Raw genomic sequence first — 16,936 nt, 5'->3', positions numbered from 1 at the left:
CTTGACCTTTAGCGAAGGTGGCGAAATTGGTAGACGCACCAGGTTTAGGTCCTGACGCCGTAACAGGTGTAGGGGTTCGAGTCCCCTCCTTCGCACCACTAATATGACAAAACCCCCTGGCTGTTGAGCCAGGGGGTTTTTTGCTTTTGGGCCAGCTTGGCGCTGACCCGGTGGAGCTGTCGCGAATCCTGCGGAGCTGTTGCGAATCCTGCGGAGCTGTCGCGAATCCTCTGGAGCAAACGCGAATCCTCTGGATTCAGCCGCTCAGTTCTTGATCTTCACGCGGTCGCGCCGCTTTTCCGTGCGCTGCTCAACATCGCGGCCCAATTCCACGTCCGACTGAATCGCCGCATGCACCTTGGCGCGGGTGGCTTCAATGCGGTGGGCGCAGGCCCAGCCACGGCTGGCCGCCACTTCAAGCTTCTTGTCCAGTTCCAAATGGCGACGACGCTTGTTCTCGGTCGACATATTGCTGAGTTCTTGATCGGTAATTAAGCGCATGGGATTCCTCTTTCTGCTTGGTGGGTGGAATTTCAGAATGCGCGTAGTTTGCCTGCTTGAAATATTAATGCAAGTCATTGAAAAATAAAGAAAAAAACATATAAATTAATCGCGTTCCTTATACTTTTCTGGCGCTTTGGATACTTTCTTTTAGCCCGCGAAAACGTCGGAAAATAGGGTTTATCCCGATACGCCTTCTTCTTGACACCCTTTTGCGCAGCCCATAAAGTCACCGCACAGATTTAGATAAAAGACCATCTGTAGGGTGGTCTTTTATTGCGCGCAGTTTGCGTCGACCTCTTACAGAAATAATTCCAAGAGGAGACGACTGTGCAATCATCGACTGTAAAAATACGTGGCATCGACGATGTCATCGCTTATATCGATTCACGCCCCGGTATTACTGGCCGGGCCGGCCTTATCTGGTGGCTGGCGCTGGGCGGACTGTTTCTGGATGCCTTCGCCAATTCCGCCCTGAGCGCGGCATTAGGCCCCATGACGCGCGACCTGGGTTTGACCGCCGGTCAGGTAGCGCTGATGACGTCGTTCGCGGCGTGGGTCGCTATCGCCTTCAACCCCATCGGCGGGTGGATGGCTGACCGCTGGGGCCGCATCCGGCCCTTGATCATCGCGAAGTTCCTGGCCGTCATCGGCGCGCTGCTGGTGATGTTTGCGCCCAGTTTCGAAGTCATCCTGGTTGGCCGCTTCTTTGTCGGCGCGGCTTACGGCATCGACTTCGCCATTGCGATGGCCGTGTTGGCCGAGTTCACGCCGCTGAAATTCAAAAGCCGGCTGAACACGTGGCAAGGCATGTGGTACACGGCCGTGTGCACGAACCTGTTGCTGGCCATGCTGTTCTTCTCTTGGGACGTGGGCGATTCGATCTGGCGCTATTCCGTGGCAGCCACCGCTGTCTTCGCCGTCGTCATCCTGGTGCTGCAACTGCGCTACATGATCGAAAGCCCGATCTGGCTGGCGCGCAAAGAGCGAGTCGAACAGGCGGCGCGCGCCATGACCCGCATTTATGGGCAAGCCTTCGTCGCCGCGCCGGTGCATGAACGGGTGCCGGTGACCAACCAGGCCAGGCGCGGCATGGCCAACGTGTTGCTGATCTTTCGCGGCGTCTACCTGCCGCGCACGATCCTGGCGGCCACGGTCCAGATTGGTCAGTCCATCCAGTATTTCGCCGTGGGCTGGTACTTGCCGTTGATCAGCGCTGCCTTGTTCGGCAAGGACTTCATCTTCGCCACCATCGGCGCCCTGGTGTTCAACGTGTTCGGCATCTTTGGCGGCTTCTTGTCGCCGTACATCGGCCGCAAGCTGGGGCTGCGGCGCGCGTCGGCGTTCGGTTTCGCCGCGGTGTTCCTGATGCTGCTGATCCTGGGTACCTTCCACGGCAAGATGCCGCTGTGGGTGGCCGTCATCGTGCCGTCGCTGTTCATCCTGTTTCACTCCGGCGGGCCGGGCGCCAATGGCAAGAGCCTGTCGTCGCTGTCGTTTCGCAGCGAATTGCGGGCGGGCGCCAACGGCATCATCGGCGCGCTGGGTTCGACGGGCGCCGCAATCGGGCTGTTGGTGTTTCCGCTGTTTCGCGAAAACTACGGCTTGGAAAACACCTTCCTGATCCTGTCGATCGTGCCGCTTGTCGCCAGCATCATCTGCTTCGTGATCAAGTGGGATCCCACCCGCACCGCCATCAACCCCGACAACGAAGCCGGCGCGCCGCAGTTCAAGGACGACGTCGTGCTTCCCGCCCTGGACCCCGCCATTGGGAAAGCCTCGCGATGACAAACAAGAATGTGATTCTGGCCATAGACGAGGGCACGTCCGGCACGCGCGCCGCCACGGTGTCTGCCGATGGGCAGGTGTCTTGCCTGCAGTACGCGGCCTTGCAGGTGGACTCGCCCAGGCCGGGCGTCGTGGAGCAGGATGCCAACGACATCCTGGACCGCACCATCGACGTCTGCCGCGCCACTATCGCGGAGGCCCAGCGCGCCGGCCAGGAAATCGTTGCGCTGGCGCTGGCCACGCAGCGCGCCACCGCGGTGTTGTGGGATACGCACACGGGTCGCGCGCTGGTGCCGGCCATGGTCTGGCAAGACACCCGCTTTGTGGATGAATTGGAGCTGCTGGCGCCGGAATGGGATGCGCGGCTGCGCGAGCGCGTCGGCCGGCCGGTGGGCGTGCGATCGCTGTATCTGTGGGCTGCGCGTCATCTGCGGGATACACGACAGGTAGCGGAGGCGTGGCGCGACAAGCGGCTGGCGTTCGGCACCGTGGACACCTGGTTGCTGTGGCACTTTTCGCAACGGCGCGAATGCGTGACCACGCCCACCAACGCCACGTCCGCCGGCGCCTACGTGCTGGCCGACCATCGCTATTACCTGGAATGGACGCAGGAACTGGGCTTCCCGCACGAACTGCTGCCCACGCTGCGTCAGGACGCGGATGATTTCGGGCGCACCCGCCCCGAGGTCCTTGGCATCGACGTGCCGATCCTGGCATCGGCCGGCGACCAGCACGCGGGCGCCATCGGCCTGGGCTGCCTGGACCGGGGACAGGCGATGTGTGTGCATGGAACGGGCAGCTTTGTGGACTTGATCATCGGCACGGAGCCGCCCGCGAATGCAGGCATGTCCGACGGGTCGCTGACGATGACGGCGCGCCGCCAGGGCGGGGTGTCGCACTTTGCGGTGGAGACCTTTGTGGCGACGACCGGGTCGGCGCTGAACTGGGTGTGCGAAAAGCTGAAGTGGTTCAAGGACGCGCACGAGATCAGCGCGCTGGCGCAAACCGTGGACTCGTCAAACGGCGTGACGTTCGTGCCGGCCCTGACCGGCCTGCGCGTGCCGCGCATGGAAGCCGCCGCGCGCGCCTCGCTGACCGGCGTGTCGATGGCCACCACGCAAGCCGAAGTGGCCTACGCCATTCTGGAAGGCATTGCGCACTCGGTCGCCAGTTGCATCGAGGCGGATGAGGAAGCGTCGGGCGTTCGGGTTTCGGAATTGGTGGTAGGCGGAGGCTTGTCGCGCAGCGACCCCTTGCTGCAGATCCAGGCCGATCTGATCGGCATTCCCATACGCCGCATGCAAGAGGCGGACCGCGCCAGCCTGCGCGGTATCGCCTACCTGGCGGGCGCGTCCGGTTTGCTATGGCCCTCGCTGCACGACGCCCGCAAGACCATCGTGACCGACGCCGTGTTCGAACCCGCCGTGGATGCCGACGAACGCGCGCGCCGCCGCGCCCTATGGCACGCCCGGGTCGGGTCGGAATTGGGGCACGTAAAACAGTTCAAGCAAGACAACCAGGAGGCATTGCAGAAATGATCGGGTGGCTATCCAGAAAGCCCAGAAAGGATCGGGCCGACATGACCAGCACCGAGCCATTACGCCTGAATCGGCAGGAACACTTGGACCGGTTGGGCAGTGAACAATTCGACATGTTGATCGTGGGGGGCGGGATTACCGGCGCTTATGCCGCCTTGGATGCGGCCTTGCGCGGATACCGTGTCGCTGTCATCGAGAAAGACGACTTCGCTTCGGGCACCTCGTCCAAATCTTCGAAGATGGTGCATGGTGGCTTGCGCTACATCGAGCAGGGCAACCTGGGCCTGGTGCGCCATTCGCTGCACGAGCGCCAGCGCTTGCGGCGCAATGCGCGGCATCTGGTGCAGCGCCTGCCGTTTCTGTTTCCCATCCTGGAACGCGACGGGGTGTTTGACAAGCGCTTGTCCAAGGCCTTTGAAAGCCTGCTCTGGACCTACGACATGGCCGGCGGCTGGCGCGAAGGCATCCTGCACCAGAAGCTGACGGCGGCGGAAGTCCTGTCGCATTGCCCAACCTTCAAAGCCGACGGCCTGCTGGGCGGCTTTCTTTACTACGACGCGCGGGTGGACGACGCGCGCCTGACGTTGACGGTTGCGCGCACCGCCGCCTTTCACGGCGCGGCGGTGGCCAACCACGCCAAGGCGGTCGCGGTAACGCGCGACGCGCAAGGCAAGGTCGATGGCGTGATCGTGCACGCGGACGGGCGCGAAATCCGCGCCCGCGCCCGTGTGGTCATCATGGCTACGGGGGTGTGGCTGCGCGACTGGACCGGCGCGAAAAAAGGCGACGAGCCCGCCTTGCATGTACGTCCGGCCAAGGGCGTGCACGTGGCCGTGCCGTGGATGAAGATTCGCAACGACTGTACCGTCACCATTCCCGTACCTGGCCGCAGCCGCCGCGCCACCATCACGCGCTGGGGCGACGTGTCTTACCTGGGCACGACGGATGAAGACTACGACGGCAATCTGGATGACGTGTACTGCACGCGGCGAGAGCTCGACTTCCTGCTGGAAGGCGCGCGCTCGGCACTGAAGACCGACCTGCAAGCCGAAGACGTGGTGGGCAGCATCGCGGGCTGCCGGCCGCTGGTGGCGCCGCCGGGCGGCAAGACGCTGGAGATCAAACGCAACCACGAGATCCGCGTGTCGGCCGACGGCTTGGTCACGATCGTGGGCGGCAAGCTCACCACGTCGCGGCATATGGCCGAGCAAACCATCGACGCCGCGCAGCAGGTGCTGGGGCAGCGCAACGCCTGCCAGACCAAGAAGGCCTATCTGCTGGGGGCGGCGGGCTACGACCCGCAAGCCATCGTGGCGTCTGGCGGCATGTCGGCGCATCTGGGCGAACGCTACGGCACCGAGGCGCGCTTTGTCAGTGACCTGATGCAGGCATCGCCGGCCTTGCTGGCGCCCATTGTTCACGGCCTGCCGTACACCGAAGCCGAAGTGCTTTACGCAGTGCGCCATGAAATGGCGGGCACCGTCGAAGACGTACTGGCCCGGCGCATGCGCTCCCGCCTGATGGCGCGCGACGCTTCGGCGCAAGCAGCCGTCCGCGTGGGACAGATCTTGCAGGCGGAACTCGGAGTGCCGCCCGCCACCATCGCGCAGCAGGTCAACGAATACCTGGCTGCTATCAAGCACGAAAAATCCATACTCATGGGAGATGAACAATGATCAGTAAAGAAGCCATCAAGCGCGGCTATAACCGGGGCAATTACGTGGTGGGCGCACACACGCCGCCGGCCTATGCCGCCACCTTGACAGGCACCGGCGGTGAAGCCGGCTTGCAGCGCGACCCCGTGCGCGTGTCTGACGCGCAGCTGGACTCCTTGCGCCATGTGGCCGACAACGTGTTGACCGCCACGGGCGATGTGGTGGCCTGGACCCGCGACTGGTGGGCCGGATCGATGGTGTCGGAGACGGGCGGCAAGCCCGCCACGCCGCACGCGGTTATCGTGGCGGTGTCGTCGGTGGAGCAGGTGCAGGCGGTCATGCGCATCGCGCATGCCGCGGCGATTCCGGTCACCGTGTCCGCCGGACGCAGCAACGTCACGGGCGCGGCCTTGCCCGTGCGCGGTGGCATCGTGCTGGACGTTTGCCAATTGAACAAGCTGATCGGCGTGGACCGCGACAGCCAGATCGTGGACGTGGAAGCCGGCATGTTCGGCGATGTCTTCGAAGAGACCATCCAGAAGGAATACGGGTTGACGATGGGTCATTGGCCGTCGTCGTTCGGCATCAGCACCGTGGGCGGCTGGGCTGCCTGCCGCGGGGCAGGGCAACTGTCCACGCGCTACGGCAAGATCGAAGACATGGTGTTCGGCATGGACGTGGTGCTGGCGGACGGCAGCTTGGTCACGGTGGGCGGCTACTCGCGCGCGGCGGTGGGGCCGGACCTGCAGCAGTTGTTCATCGGGTCGGAAGGCACGCTGGGCGTGATCGTGCGGCTGCGTTTGAAGCTGCATAGGCTGCCCGACTATGGCCGCGCCATCGCCTACGGTTTCAAGACCTTTGCCATCGGCCTGGATGCCTGCCGCGAGATCATGCAGCGCGGCGCAAACCCCGCGGCGCTGCGCCTGTACGACGAATTGGAAAGCGGCGTGCAGTTCAACCGGCCTGACCTGAACGTGTTGCTGGTGGCCGATGAGGGCGCGCGCCAGATGGTGGACGCCGTCATGCAGATCAGCGAAGGCGTCTGCGAGGAACTGGGCGAAAAGCTCGACGGCGAGGCCATCTTCGAACGCTGGCTGGAAACGCGCTACCTGACCGGAAAAAGCGCCGAAGGCTTCAAGCGCAGCCCGGGCTTCGTGGCCGATACGCTGGAAATGTCGGGGCGCTGGAGCGACCTGTCCGCCATCTACGACGAGGTGGTGGCGGCGGTGAATGCGGTGCCCGGCACGCTGGCGGGGTCCGCGCACCAGTCGCATGCTTACGTGGACGGCGCCTGCCTGTATTTTTCGTTGCGCGGCGACGTCGCGGTGGAGCAGCGCGCCACGTGGTATCGCACCGCCTGGGATGCCGCCAACGCCGTGCTGATTAAATATAATGCCGCGCTCAGCCACCATCATGGCGTGGGCTTGTTGCGGGCGCCGTACATGCAGGAATCGCTGGGCGGCGCGTTCAATCTGATGCTTGCCGTCAAGCGCCAGCTGGATCCCCAAAACCTGCTGAACCCGGGCAAGCTGGGCTTGAGCGATCAGCGCTTTTACGGTCAGGAAGATCGATAACCATGGATAGGTCATTTGGGGCATGTCTGGCGCGTCACCCGGTCATTGCGACCTTGTACGGGCTTGAGCAGATCAACACCTTCGTGGGCAGCGTGGCCGAAATCGGTATCGTCGCCAACGTCGAACTGCGCAAGCTGGCGCCCGTCATCGCCACCTTGAAGCGCGCGGGCAAGTTCGCCATCGTCAACATCGACAGTTGCGAGGGCCTGTCGCAGGACAAGGGCGGGGTGGAATACCTGGCCGATATCGGCGTGGCCAGCCTGGTATCCACCCGCGTGGCCACCATTCAACGTGCCAACCGGGCGGGCATGGTCACCATGCAAAAGGTGTTCGTGACCGACCGTTCGACCTGGCCGCGCAGCGTCAAGGCGCTGGAGCAAAGCGACCCCAACCTGGTTCAGTTGATGCCCGCACCCATGCTGACGCACATGGCCAAGCAAGACTTGCAAGCGCTGCCGCCCATCGTTGCCTCGGGGTTCGTCTGCAACCAGACGGACATCGGCATCGCCATGAAGCACGGGGCGGTGGGGGTATCCACAAGCGATCCGGTGTTGTGGAGCCTGGAGGCTCGGCAGCTCAAGGGTTGAGATATGCCCGGGGGACCGCCGCCGTCCTTGCGTAGGCAGCGTCCTCGGGCGTTACTGATCAGAGCCTTCACTGCCGATTACGGCACTTCGTCCAATTCGGCAAGCTGGGAGTCTTCGGGAAAGCCGCGAGTGCGATACCGGACCGGGTACCCCGGTTCTTTGGTCAGCAAGGGCTCCAGCAGATGCGCCGACTGTTCCCATGACACCACCCTCACTTCGCCGAGCTCGTCTTCGGCCTCGGGGCGCACCAGGGCCAGGCGGTCAACCTTGGGCAGCGACGTGTCGACCCCGCGCGTCCATGACGCCAACGAGAACGACATGACCGGGTCGTCGTCCGCCGTGAACAGGTTGTAGTTGGCCACATAGATATCCATGCCCTGTTCTTCGTGGATATGGTCCAGCGTGGCCTTCTGCGCGTCGTAGTCGGACTTGTCGAGCAGGCGGGCAAGATGCGCCTGGCGTTGCGCAAGCGATGAATCCTTGGGCACATAGCGCAGTGCTTGCCGCTCTTCGTAGTGGTACATGTGCGCGCTGACCGAACGGCCTTGCGTCAGCGCCTGGTGGCACAGTTCAACCATCATGGTCATGCCGTTGTGGTCGTTGTCACCGCTAACAAGCAGCACGTCGCGCGTGGGCATCATGAAGACCGGCCGGCCGCGCACCGGTACGCGCTCGATCATGTCGGGCAGCAGGGCGCGGCTGATGTCGTAGCCGTCGCCCCATCCGCCACGGTAGACGCCTGGCGCAAGCTCGGTAAAGTTGTCGGGGGTGTCGCGCAGGTTGTCGATGGCAATGGCCAGGGCCTCGTCGTACGTCAGTTGCCAGGCGGCCTCGGGGCCGTTGGTCAGGGTGGAGATCGCGTCCGGGTGGTCCAGCGCCAGCAGCACCACGCAATCGTCGCCAAACGGCTGAAAGGCGGGGTGGAAGGAGCTGTCGTCGCCTTCGGTGCGAACGTGATGCAGGCGCACGTCTTCCAGCGCGGTACGGCTGCGGATCACGGCGCGTAGCATCGGCCTGATCACCGTGGCCTGCTGCGGCGTTGCCTGCTTGCTGCCTGCCAAGGCCGACACGAAACCCTGTAAGGCGCGCTTTTGCTGCGCCCCCTGCGTGTTGCAGTAGGCGTGGTAGGCGTTATGCAGGTTGAAGTACGAGCCTTCACCCAGCAATAACCGAAATTCGTCGGCCTTGTACGCCACATCGCCCTCGAAGCCTTGTTTGCGCGCCGCCGCCACGAACAGCTTGGCGAACTGGTCCGGCGAGGGCGTGCGCCGGAACAGTGTGTCTAAGAAACCCATGAGCCCGCCTTTGATTCAAATGCTGGCCGGCGCAATGGCCGGGCCGCGACGGGTCATTGTGGACAGGGATATCCACCGCGTCCAGCGATAACGCCACACATGGCTGGCAGGGCGATGACCAGCGCGGCACGGCCGGCTTGGGCCGCAAGCGCGTTTTTCGGCTTGGGCTAGTTGTACATTACGCACTGTCACCCGCAAAATTTTTACAGGATTCGCCCATCATGACCGCCCCAGAAGTTGCTATTTCCTCGTCGATCCACTGCGCCAATGATCGCCCCTTCGTGCTATTTGGCGGTATCAACGTACTGGAATCCCTGGATCTGGCGCTGCGCGCGTGCGAGGAATATCAACGCGTAACCCGCAAGCTGGGCATCCCGTACGTGTTCAAGGCCTCGTTCGACAAGGCCAACCGCTCCTCCATCCATTCCTACCGGGGGCCGGGCCTGGAAGAGGGCATGAAGATCTTCGAAGCGGTAAAGAAGGAATTCGGCGTGCCCGTTATTACCGATGTGCACGAACCCTGGCAGGCCGCGCCGGTCGCGGAAGTGGCCGACATCCTGCAGTTGCCGGCCTTCCTTGCTCGTCAGACCGATCTGGTGGTGGCGCTGGCGCAGACCCAGCGCGTGGTCAACATCAAGAAGCCGCAGTTCCTCAGCCCGACCCAGATGCTGAACATTGTTGAAAAGTTCACCGAGGCTGGCAACGACAAGCTGATTCTCTGCGACCGTGGCACCAGCTTCGGCTACGACAACCTGGTGGTCGACATGCTGGGTTTCGGCGTCATGAAAAAGGTGACGAACAACCGTCCGCTGATTTTCGACGTGACCCACGCCTTGCAGCAGCGCTCGGCGCTGGACGCGGCGTCCGGCGGCCGACGCGCACAGGTGGCCGAGTTGGCGCGCGCCGGCATGGCGGTTGGCCTGGCGGGCTTGTTCCTGGAAGCCCATCCCGACCCCAAGAACGCCAAGTGCGACGGCCCCAGCGCGTTGCCGCTGGACAAGCTTGAACCTTTCCTGACCCAGCTTAAGCAACTGGACGATCTGGTGAAATCCTTTGCGGCCATCGATATCGAACCCTGACGCGGGCGGGTATGCCATCACCGGCAACTTGCTATACGATCCTGGCCACACCACTTCAGGGAGGCCTGGATGTCTTTTTACGTGATCGTCGCCGTTCGAAAAGAGCCCGTCAGCGGGCACATCACCTATGTACGCTGGGGCCAGGCCGAGCGCGGCGTACCGGGCTGGGTCACCGAACCCGGCACCGCGTCGGCATCCGAGGTGATCGACGCGATCAAGGCGGGGGTGGACGTGGAAACCGCCATCAGTGTGGACGGCACCAGCGTGGCGCTGCGACCCGTCCGGGTGTTGGTGGCTGACGACGGACGCGAGCTGCTTGCGTCCGTGCCCGCCCCCAGCTCTACGCTGCACACACTGTTCGATCTGCCCGAATTCTAGGCGGGCTGGCGACGGCCTTCGGCGAACTGCTTCAGCGCATCGTCGGTCAGGCGGTAGCGCACCCATTCATCCAGCGGCCGCGCGCCGATCGACACATAGAAGTCGATAGCCGGCTGGTTCCAGTCCAGCACGCTCCATTCCAGCCGGCCGCAATCGTTGGCCACGGCTTCCTGTGCCAGGTGGCGCAACAGGTCGCGCCCGGCGCCAATGCCGCGGTGCTCGGGGGTGATGTACAGGTCTTCCAGGTAAATACCGTTCTTGCCTAGCCAGGTGGAATAGCTGTAGAAATAGACGGCGTACCCGATGGGTTTGCCGTCCGCCAGGCACATCAAGGCCTTGGCTGGCGCCCCGGGGGCGAACAGGGTGCGGGCGACGTCGTCGGCGCTCGCGATCACTTCATGCGCGGCGCGTTCGTAGACGGCCAGTTCAGTGATGAAGGCGTAGATCTGGGCCGCGTCCGAAGGGGCTGCGGGGCGGATGGCGATATTCACGTTGACTTCCTCCAAATAGGAGGGCCATGCTACCTGCTATTCCAGGCGCTTGCTGGCGGGCGTTCGGGTCTGCTGCGTACACGAAGGAGATATCCTCGATGGCCGAGTCTGGTTCCGCAGCACCCACAATTCCGCCGCGCAAGGCACGCCGCATATCCTGGATATGGCTGGTGCCCGTGATTGCCGTGATCGGTGGATTGCTGCTGGTGGTGCAGGCCTGGCTCAACGCCGGCCCCACGGCTACCATCCACTTCCAGACCGCCGAGGGGCTGGAGGCCGGCAAGACGCAGGTCCGGTACAAGGAAGTCACGGTGGGACTGGTGGAGCGCGTCAGCCTGAATCCGGAACGCAACGGCGTGGTGGTGACGATCCGCGTTGACAATGACGCCGCCAGCCTGCTGCGGGAGGGCACCGTGTTCTGGGTGGTACGGCCGCGCCTGACCCTCAGCGGCGTCTCCGGCCTGGGCACGCTGCTGTCCGGTTCCTACATTGGCCTGGACCCGGTTGGTGACCAGGAAAAAAAAGGCGCGCAGGGCGAACGGAAAACCGAATTCACGGGCCTGGAAGTGCCGCCTGAAGTGGCTCAGGACCGCGCCGGCAAGCGTTTCACGCTGCACGCGACGGATCTGGGGTCCCTGGATATCGGCTCGCCCGTTTATTACCGCCGCATTCCCGTGGGGCAGGTGGTGAACTACGGGCTATCCAAGGGCGGCGGTGGCGTCGACGTGCAAGTTTTTATCGACGCGCCCAATGACGCCTACGTCAACCCCAGCACGCGCTTCTGGAATGCAAGCGGCGTGGATTTCAGCGTCGACTCGCGCGGCCTGCAAATGCGGTCGCAATCCCTGGTGTCGGTGTTCATCGGCGGTGTGGCCTTTGATACCTTGGACCAGGACGGCCCCCAGGCCGCCGCGGACGGCGCAACCTACACCATTTTTCCCAATGAAGCGGCTGCCCGTGCCCAGCCAGATGGCGTCCCACTGCGTATTCGCATGCGTTTTGATCAGTCGGTGCGCGGCTTGGCGGTCGGCGCGCCCATTGACGCCTACGGGGTGCTCATCGGGCAGGTCGATGCGATCAACCTGGATTTCGACGACGCCACCAAACAGTTCTTTGCGGAAGTTTCCGCCACGGTGTATCCCGAACGCCTGGGCGGACAGACATTCCGACGTATCAGGGAATTCTCGGGCGCCGACACCGCCCACCCCAGCGGCAGATTGCTGACGGCGATGGTGGCGCGCGGCACGCGGGCGCAGTTGCGCATCGGCAATCTGTTGACGGGGCAACTGTATGTGGCGCTGGCCGAGTTTCCCGACGCACCGCCGGTGACGTTCAAGATGGAAGATCGACCGTTCATCCCCACCGTGCCAAATAATCTGGACCAGTTGCAGCAGCAGTTGAACAGCATTTTGACGAAGCTGGACAAGGTGCCGTTTGATGCCATCGGCTCGGAGCTGGCGGGCGCGCTGCGTGGCGCGTCCCGCCTGGTCAAGCGGCTGGATACGCAACTGGCTCCCGAGGCGCAGGCCATGCTGCGCCAAGCCAACCGGTCGCTGGTTGCCTTGAGCGCGCTGCTGGCTCCGGATTCGCGCTTGCCATTAAGCACCGATACCGCCCTGCGTGAGCTTGGCCGCGCGGCCCGCTCATTGCGGGAATTGTCCGATTATCTTCAGACGAACCCCGACGCGCTATTGCGAGGCAGGGCGCCGGATGTAACGCCACGACGGTAGGCGCCGGAATATCTTCCTGACCCGATGCCTACTAGGGTGGGCGGTGCTTGGGCATGCCACTTGCTGGATATCGCGCGGACAAAGTTGCCGCATTGCGGCGTCAGTGCGGTATCCGAGGGGAGACATCGAATGGACCATAGTGAAATGATGGCGCGCATGATTTCTCAGCCCGTAGCGCCCGACCGACTGGACGGCTGGGATGGGGTGTTGTCCGCGTATGCGGATTGCCTGTTGGAGGTGCAGGGCAAGCTGACGGATGCGGACGTCGACCGGTTCCTGGGCGTAGGCGCTCTGGTTTTTCGCTCGTGCTGCCAGGACGAGGCCCGGCAGCGTTGGACCGCTGAGGAAATGGCGACCTTTCAACGCAAGCCAGGCTGATGGTTGAGAACAAGGCATAGGCCCGGGCCATCAATGCCAGATATCAACGTCAGCCATCAACGCCGGGCTTCAATCCCGAGCATCAATCGAATCCGGGCCGCGTCATTCAAAAATGCCTAATACAGGCATTGGCTAAGGGCAAATTTGCGCCCAAAAGCGTGGACTTCGTCACCGTCCACCGACGCCGCCACATCCCAGTGGCCGCCGCGCGTTACCAGGAACGACTGGCCCAACAGCGCATGCCGCGCCGCGAAACGCCAGAAGGCCGATTCCGACCCGATCAGTTCAAGGTCGTGCGGCCCGATCATCAGTCGAGCAGGGCGCGGGGTAGCGCCTAAAGACCATCGCAGCGCGATCGCCAGGAATGCGAATCGCGCGGATACAGACGACGGTTGAACGCAAAGGACTCGGATCTTGTTGCTCATGGGCGCCACCTTCTTCAGGTGCCTGTGAGCGTAGCAAAGACCCGTGTGACGTTCCATACCGCCTTTGCTGTATTTCCGGTCCGAATAGTCCAAAATTTGACGGTGATGGCGGTCGCGGGGCGCCGCTTGGGGCGCCGCTTTGGGGCGCGTCAGGCCACGCGAGTCACTCTGGGCAACAGCGTCAGCGCCAACGCGGGCGCCAGCGCAAAGGCGGCAAACAGCCAGCGTGCCGCGTGCCGAGCCCCCTCGACGCCACCCGGGTCGACCAGGCCGGCGCTATTGACCACCACTCCCGCCAGCGCCGCGGTCAGCGCGGCGGCGTAAAGCTGCACGGTGGTAATTGACGACGACGTCAGCGTTTCTTCGCCCTTGGGGGCGACCGTGAACACTTTTGTCAGCAGATGCGGCCAGGCAAGGCCAATGCCGAAACCCACGCCCATCAGGGCAACGATGTAGGCGGCGAGGCCGGCGGTGGACGCCAGGATGGACGCTTGCGGCGTCATCACCGACAAGCCGATCAACGCAGCCAGGATCACGACGGGGCTGACGCGAACCAGGCGGTCGGCGGCCGGTCCCGAGCGGGTGGCGCTGGGCATGGCGGCAAGTGTCCAGCCCGCGCCCATTGCCGCCGTCATGTAGCCGGCGGTCAAGGGTGTCATGCCGTGGATGACCTGCAGAAAGTAGGGCACGAATATCTCGGTGGCGATGGCCGCCACCACCAGGCACATCACGGCATACAAGGCGCCTAGCTGCGCACCGATTGAATAGGCGCCCGTGGGCAGCAAGCGGTTGCGGGCGCGCGAATCGACGCGAGCGACCGCCGCGGCGATGGCCAACCCCACCGCGATGCCCGCCGCGTTCCAGCCCCACTGTGTCGACAGGCTGGCCAGCGTGACGGCCAGCACCGAAGCCACCAGCAACGCCAACGTGCGCAGCGGCAAGGACGAGGGAGGCGCAGGTGGCACCGAGGCCCGTCCGCCGACTTTGAAGGCGACGATCAAGGCCAGCGCGGCCGCCACCGGCAGCAGTGCCCAGAATGCCAGCCGCCAGTACCCCGCTTGCGCAAAAATGCCGCCGATTGCGGGGCCGGACAGCGTTGCCACGCCCCACATGCATGACACCAGTGCCATGGCGCGCGACCAAAGCGGGGCGTCGAATACCAACCGGATCAGCGCATAGCTCAAGGCGAAAAGTATGCCGCCGCCCAATCCCTGCACGCTGCGCCCCGCCAACAGCACCGGCATGCCGGGCGCCAGCGCGCAGATGATCGCGCCCGCGCTGAACACGGCAACCGCAAAGAGATAGGCATTGCGCGGCCCCAGCGTTTCGATCAGCTTGGCGGACAGTGCCGACCCGATGATGGAGGTCACCACGAACAGGGTCGTGTTCCAGGCGTAGTACTCCAGCCCCCCAATGTCCTTGATGACGCTGGGCAGGATGGTGGTGACGATGTAGACGTTGATGGCATGCAAGGCCACGCCACCCGCCAGGGCGATCGATCGCAGCGCATTGGCGCCGTGCAGCAAGTCGCCCCAGGACGCGCTGGACTCTAGGGTCGGGGTGGTGGTCACAGGCTCTCCGGATTATTTAAACAAGTTTAAGCTTGGATAATAAGTGCTTTAGGTGCGCCCCAGCAAGCCACGCAAGAGCAGGTCCAACGCGTGCAACGCGCGATCCAGTCGCTGCGAACCCGATGTTGCATCCGCGTCGGCAATCCACAACGCGCTTTCCGTCAGGCCGCCGTTGATCAGTTGCGCCAGCGCGTGCGGATCGGCAGGTTCGATCACGGATTCGTCGATCAAGCGCTGCAGCAACGCAGCCAAAGACGTGGCGCAGTGCTGTTGCGCCGCGTAGGGGGCCACGCCCAGGACTGCCCGGGCATCCTGCAGTACGATGCGCCGGATGTCGGGCTCCGCGGCCATCCGCAGATAGGCCCTGCAGCGTTCGCGCAACGCAGTCCAGGCATCGGGAGCCTTGTCGGAAATGGCGTTCAGCCGCTGGTCCATTTCATCGTCAATCTGTTCGACCACGGCCGCAAGCAAGCCCTGTTTGTCACCAAAATGGTGATACAACGCTCCCCGCGTCAATCCTGCCGCCGCGGTGAAGTCATCCATGGACGTCGCGGCATAGCCCTCACGCTCAAACGCCCGTCTGGCGGTGGCCAGCAGCTTGCTGCGAGTGGACTCGATCATTTCTGCGCGGGTGCGGGGCATGCGGATCTCCAGTGACATACGGCGCGTATCTTAATTGACATACGCAATGTATGTGAATACGATCTGCCCGTCTACTCAATGTTCAAAAGGTTATCGGTGCCCAATCCGTATCGCGAGTTGTTCAAAGCGCCTGGCGCAACCGGTTTTGTTCTGGCGGGCGCCATTGCGCGTCTGCCCTTGCCAATGATCGGCATTGGCATCATCACGATGCTCTCCGAGGTTCGCGGTTCTTATGCGCTGGCCGGCGCCGTGGCCGCGACCTTCGCCTTGGCCACCGCCTTGCTGGCGCCCCGTATTTCACGCTTGGTAGATCGCCACGGGCAAGGCCGGGTGCTGCCAATCGCGGCGACCATCTGCGTTGCCGCATTGATCTGCCTGGCCGCTTGCGTGCAATGGAGTGCACCCGACTGGACGCTGTTCCTATTCGCCGCCTTGGCCGGCACCTTGCCCAGCATGCCCGCCATGATCCGCGCGCGCTGGACCGAAATCTTCCGCGATCAACCTCAACTGCGCACGGCCTATGCGCTGGAGTCGGTGGCGGACGAACTCAGCTTCATCCTGGGGCCGCCCTTGGCCGTGGGGCTTAGCGTGGCGCTCTTTCCGCAGGCAGGGCCGCTTGCAGCCGCCTTGCTGCTGGCCCTGGGCGTGACGGCCTTCGTGCTGCAGCGCGCCACGGCCCCGTCGGTGCAGGTCCGGCAGGCAGGGCGCGAGGCATCGGTGCTGCGCATGCCATCCATGCGCGCGCTGGTGGCCATGATGTCGGCCATGGGCGTCATCGTCGGCACCATAGACGTGTTGAGTGTTGCCTTCGCGCGCGCACAAGGCGTGCCGGCGGGCGCCAGCCTTGTGCTGTCGGCCTATGCGCTGGGGTCTTGCGTGGCGGGGCTGGTGTTCGGCGTCATGAAGTTCCAGATGCCGCTTGCCCGCATGCTGTCGATCGCGGCGGCGGTAACGGCGTTCACGACCGTGCCGCTACTGTGGGTGGACGACCTGATCACGTTGTCGTTGGGCGTGTTGCTGGCCGGCTTGTCATTTGCACCGACCATGATCATCGCCATGGCACTTGTCGAAACCAGCGTGCCGGGCCAGCGCCTGACCGAAGGGCTGACCTGGCTGGTGACAGGGCTGGGGGCGGGTGTGGCGGCCGGCGCGGCGATGGCGGGTTGGGTGGTCGACCACTACGGCGTGCAAGCGGGCTTTTGGACGGCGGTCGGGGCGGGGGCGGTCGTGCTGTTGGTGGCGCTGCCTGGCGGGCGTGCGCGCGCGGCGGCAAGCGCGGCGTAGCGACAGGCCTATCGCTAGAA

At 63.9% G+C, this 16,936-nt stretch carries 16 protein-coding genes and 1 tRNA gene; 11 read left to right on the top strand and 6 right to left on the bottom strand.

The window, feature by feature from the left end; translation table 11 throughout:
* Nucleotides 1-11: 11 nt before the first annotated feature.
* A tRNA-Leu gene (locus P8T11_RS08730) sits at nucleotides 12-98 on the top strand.
* Nucleotides 99-264: 166 nt separating this feature from the next.
* Here the strand turns inward: P8T11_RS08730 and P8T11_RS08725 are convergent.
* Nucleotides 265-501, bottom strand: coding sequence for a toluene tolerance protein (locus P8T11_RS08725; RefSeq protein WP_268077328.1), 237 nt, complete (start codon nucleotides 499-501; stop codon nucleotides 265-267).
* Between the two features lie 330 nt (nucleotides 502-831).
* Here P8T11_RS08725 and P8T11_RS08720 point away from each other — a divergent pair, with 330 nt between their 5' ends.
* From P8T11_RS08720 to P8T11_RS08700, 5 genes are read left to right on the top strand one after another with little or no spacing between them, the layout of a single operon-like run.
* On the top strand, nucleotides 832-2,289 hold the full coding sequence (locus tag P8T11_RS08720) for an MFS transporter (protein ID WP_268077329.1): 1,458 nt from the start codon (nucleotides 832-834) through the stop codon (nucleotides 2,287-2,289).
* On the top strand, nucleotides 2,286-3,827 hold the full coding sequence (locus tag P8T11_RS08715) for an FGGY family carbohydrate kinase (RefSeq protein WP_268077330.1): 1,542 nt from the start codon (nucleotides 2,286-2,288) through the stop codon (nucleotides 3,825-3,827). Before P8T11_RS08720 ends, P8T11_RS08715 begins: the two co-directional genes overlap by 4 nt.
* Complete coding sequence (locus P8T11_RS08710) at nucleotides 3,824-5,503, top strand: glycerol-3-phosphate dehydrogenase/oxidase (protein WP_268077331.1); 1,680 nt, start codon at nucleotides 3,824-3,826, stop codon at nucleotides 5,501-5,503. The genes P8T11_RS08715 and P8T11_RS08710 overlap by 4 nt, the downstream gene beginning before the upstream one ends.
* Nucleotides 5,500-7,056 carry an FAD-binding oxidoreductase gene (locus tag P8T11_RS08705; RefSeq protein ID WP_268077332.1) on the top strand — a complete coding sequence of 519 codons (1,557 nt, stop codon included), beginning with the start codon at nucleotides 5,500-5,502 and terminating at the stop codon, nucleotides 7,054-7,056. The genes P8T11_RS08710 and P8T11_RS08705 overlap by 4 nt, the downstream gene beginning before the upstream one ends.
* 2 nt (nucleotides 7,057-7,058) lie before the next feature.
* Nucleotides 7,059-7,643 (top strand): glycerol-3-phosphate responsive antiterminator, encoded by a 585-nt coding sequence (locus P8T11_RS08700; RefSeq protein WP_268077333.1) that lies wholly within the window; start codon nucleotides 7,059-7,061, stop codon nucleotides 7,641-7,643.
* Between the two features lie 77 nt (nucleotides 7,644-7,720).
* On the opposite strand, the gene P8T11_RS08695 is transcribed toward P8T11_RS08700, so the two are convergent.
* The gene (locus tag P8T11_RS08695; protein ID WP_268077334.1) at nucleotides 7,721-8,938 is read right to left on the bottom strand and encodes a hypothetical protein; all 1,218 of its coding nucleotides are present in this window, start codon (nucleotides 8,936-8,938) and stop codon (nucleotides 7,721-7,723) included.
* A gap of 221 nt (nucleotides 8,939-9,159) precedes the next feature.
* Here P8T11_RS08695 and kdsA point away from each other — a divergent pair, with 221 nt between their 5' ends.
* Both kdsA and P8T11_RS08685 read left to right on the top strand, forming a co-directional pair.
* On the top strand, nucleotides 9,160-10,017 hold the full coding sequence (gene kdsA / locus P8T11_RS08690) for a 3-deoxy-8-phosphooctulonate synthase (protein WP_050445270.1): 858 nt from the start codon (nucleotides 9,160-9,162) through the stop codon (nucleotides 10,015-10,017).
* Nucleotides 10,018-10,086: 69 nt separating this feature from the next.
* Nucleotides 10,087-10,395: a carbohydrate isomerase gene (locus P8T11_RS08685; RefSeq protein ID WP_268077335.1), complete on the top strand. Its 309-nt coding sequence runs from the start codon at nucleotides 10,087-10,089 to the stop codon at nucleotides 10,393-10,395.
* Here P8T11_RS08685 and P8T11_RS08680 read toward each other — a convergent pair.
* Nucleotides 10,392-10,886 carry a GNAT family N-acetyltransferase gene (locus P8T11_RS08680; RefSeq protein WP_268077336.1) on the bottom strand — a complete coding sequence of 165 codons (495 nt, stop codon included), beginning with the start codon at nucleotides 10,884-10,886 and terminating at the stop codon, nucleotides 10,392-10,394. The two genes, P8T11_RS08685 and P8T11_RS08680, sit on opposite strands and share 4 nt — an antisense overlap.
* 98 nt (nucleotides 10,887-10,984) lie before the next feature.
* Here P8T11_RS08680 and P8T11_RS08675 point away from each other — a divergent pair, with 98 nt between their 5' ends.
* Nucleotides 10,985-12,616 (top strand): intermembrane transport protein PqiB, encoded by a 1,632-nt coding sequence (locus tag P8T11_RS08675; RefSeq protein ID WP_268077337.1) that lies wholly within the window; start codon nucleotides 10,985-10,987, stop codon nucleotides 12,614-12,616.
* Nucleotides 12,617-12,745: 129 nt separating this feature from the next.
* Nucleotides 12,746-12,994, top strand: a complete 249-nt coding sequence (locus P8T11_RS08670) for a hypothetical protein (RefSeq protein ID WP_268077338.1) — start codon at nucleotides 12,746-12,748, stop codon at nucleotides 12,992-12,994.
* A 116-nt stretch (nucleotides 12,995-13,110) separates the two neighbouring features.
* Here P8T11_RS08670 and P8T11_RS08665 read toward each other — a convergent pair whose 3' ends face one another.
* The 3 genes from P8T11_RS08665 to P8T11_RS08655 form a co-directional block, all read right to left on the bottom strand.
* Nucleotides 13,111-13,419, bottom strand: a complete 309-nt coding sequence (locus P8T11_RS08665) for a hypothetical protein (protein WP_268077339.1) — start codon at nucleotides 13,417-13,419, stop codon at nucleotides 13,111-13,113.
* 149 nt (nucleotides 13,420-13,568) lie between these two features.
* Nucleotides 13,569-14,990: an MFS transporter gene (locus P8T11_RS08660; RefSeq protein WP_268077340.1), complete on the bottom strand. Its 1,422-nt coding sequence runs from the start codon at nucleotides 14,988-14,990 to the stop codon at nucleotides 13,569-13,571.
* 48 nt (nucleotides 14,991-15,038) lie between these two features.
* Complete coding sequence (locus P8T11_RS08655; protein ID WP_268077341.1) at nucleotides 15,039-15,632, bottom strand: TetR/AcrR family transcriptional regulator; 594 nt, start codon at nucleotides 15,630-15,632, stop codon at nucleotides 15,039-15,041.
* Between the two features lie 96 nt (nucleotides 15,633-15,728).
* On the opposite strand from P8T11_RS08655, the gene P8T11_RS08650 reads away from it, so the two are divergent.
* A complete protein-coding gene (locus tag P8T11_RS08650) occupies nucleotides 15,729-16,916 on the top strand; it encodes an MFS transporter (protein WP_418910337.1) in 1,188 nt (395 codons plus the stop codon).
* Nucleotides 16,917-16,936: the final 20 nt, after the last annotated feature.

The organism is Achromobacter spanius, from assembly GCF_029637605.1.
Taxonomy (GTDB): domain Bacteria; phylum Pseudomonadota; class Gammaproteobacteria; order Burkholderiales; family Burkholderiaceae_B; genus Achromobacter; species Achromobacter spanius_E.
The sequence above is the reverse complement of the archived record's forward strand: the minus strand, read 5'-3'. Positions and strand labels throughout refer to the sequence as shown.

Excerpts from the sequence above, each read along its gene's own strand:
- P8T11_RS08725 (WP_268077328.1), bottom strand. The coding sequence starts at position 501 with ATGCGCTTAATTACCGATCAAGAACTCAGCAATATGTCGACCGAGAAC.
- P8T11_RS08715 (WP_268077330.1), top strand. The coding sequence starts at position 2,286 with ATGACAAACAAGAATGTGATTCTGGCCATAGACGAGGGCACGTCCGGC.
- P8T11_RS08710 (WP_268077331.1), top strand. The coding sequence starts at position 3,824 with ATGATCGGGTGGCTATCCAGAAAGCCCAGAAAGGATCGGGCCGACATG.
- P8T11_RS08705 (WP_268077332.1), top strand. The coding sequence starts at position 5,500 with ATGATCAGTAAAGAAGCCATCAAGCGCGGCTATAACCGGGGCAATTAC.
- P8T11_RS08700 (WP_268077333.1), top strand. The coding sequence starts at position 7,059 with ATGGATAGGTCATTTGGGGCATGTCTGGCGCGTCACCCGGTCATTGCG.
- P8T11_RS08695 (WP_268077334.1), bottom strand. The coding sequence starts at position 8,938 with ATGGGTTTCTTAGACACACTGTTCCGGCGCACGCCCTCGCCGGACCAG.
- kdsA (WP_050445270.1), top strand. The coding sequence starts at position 9,160 with ATGACCGCCCCAGAAGTTGCTATTTCCTCGTCGATCCACTGCGCCAAT.
- P8T11_RS08685 (WP_268077335.1), top strand. The coding sequence starts at position 10,087 with ATGTCTTTTTACGTGATCGTCGCCGTTCGAAAAGAGCCCGTCAGCGGG.
- P8T11_RS08675 (WP_268077337.1), top strand. The coding sequence starts at position 10,985 with ATGGCCGAGTCTGGTTCCGCAGCACCCACAATTCCGCCGCGCAAGGCA.
- P8T11_RS08670 (WP_268077338.1), top strand. The coding sequence starts at position 12,746 with ATGGACCATAGTGAAATGATGGCGCGCATGATTTCTCAGCCCGTAGCG.
- P8T11_RS08665 (WP_268077339.1), bottom strand. The coding sequence starts at position 13,419 with ATGAGCAACAAGATCCGAGTCCTTTGCGTTCAACCGTCGTCTGTATCC.
- P8T11_RS08655 (WP_268077341.1), bottom strand. The coding sequence starts at position 15,632 with ATGCCCCGCACCCGCGCAGAAATGATCGAGTCCACTCGCAGCAAGCTG.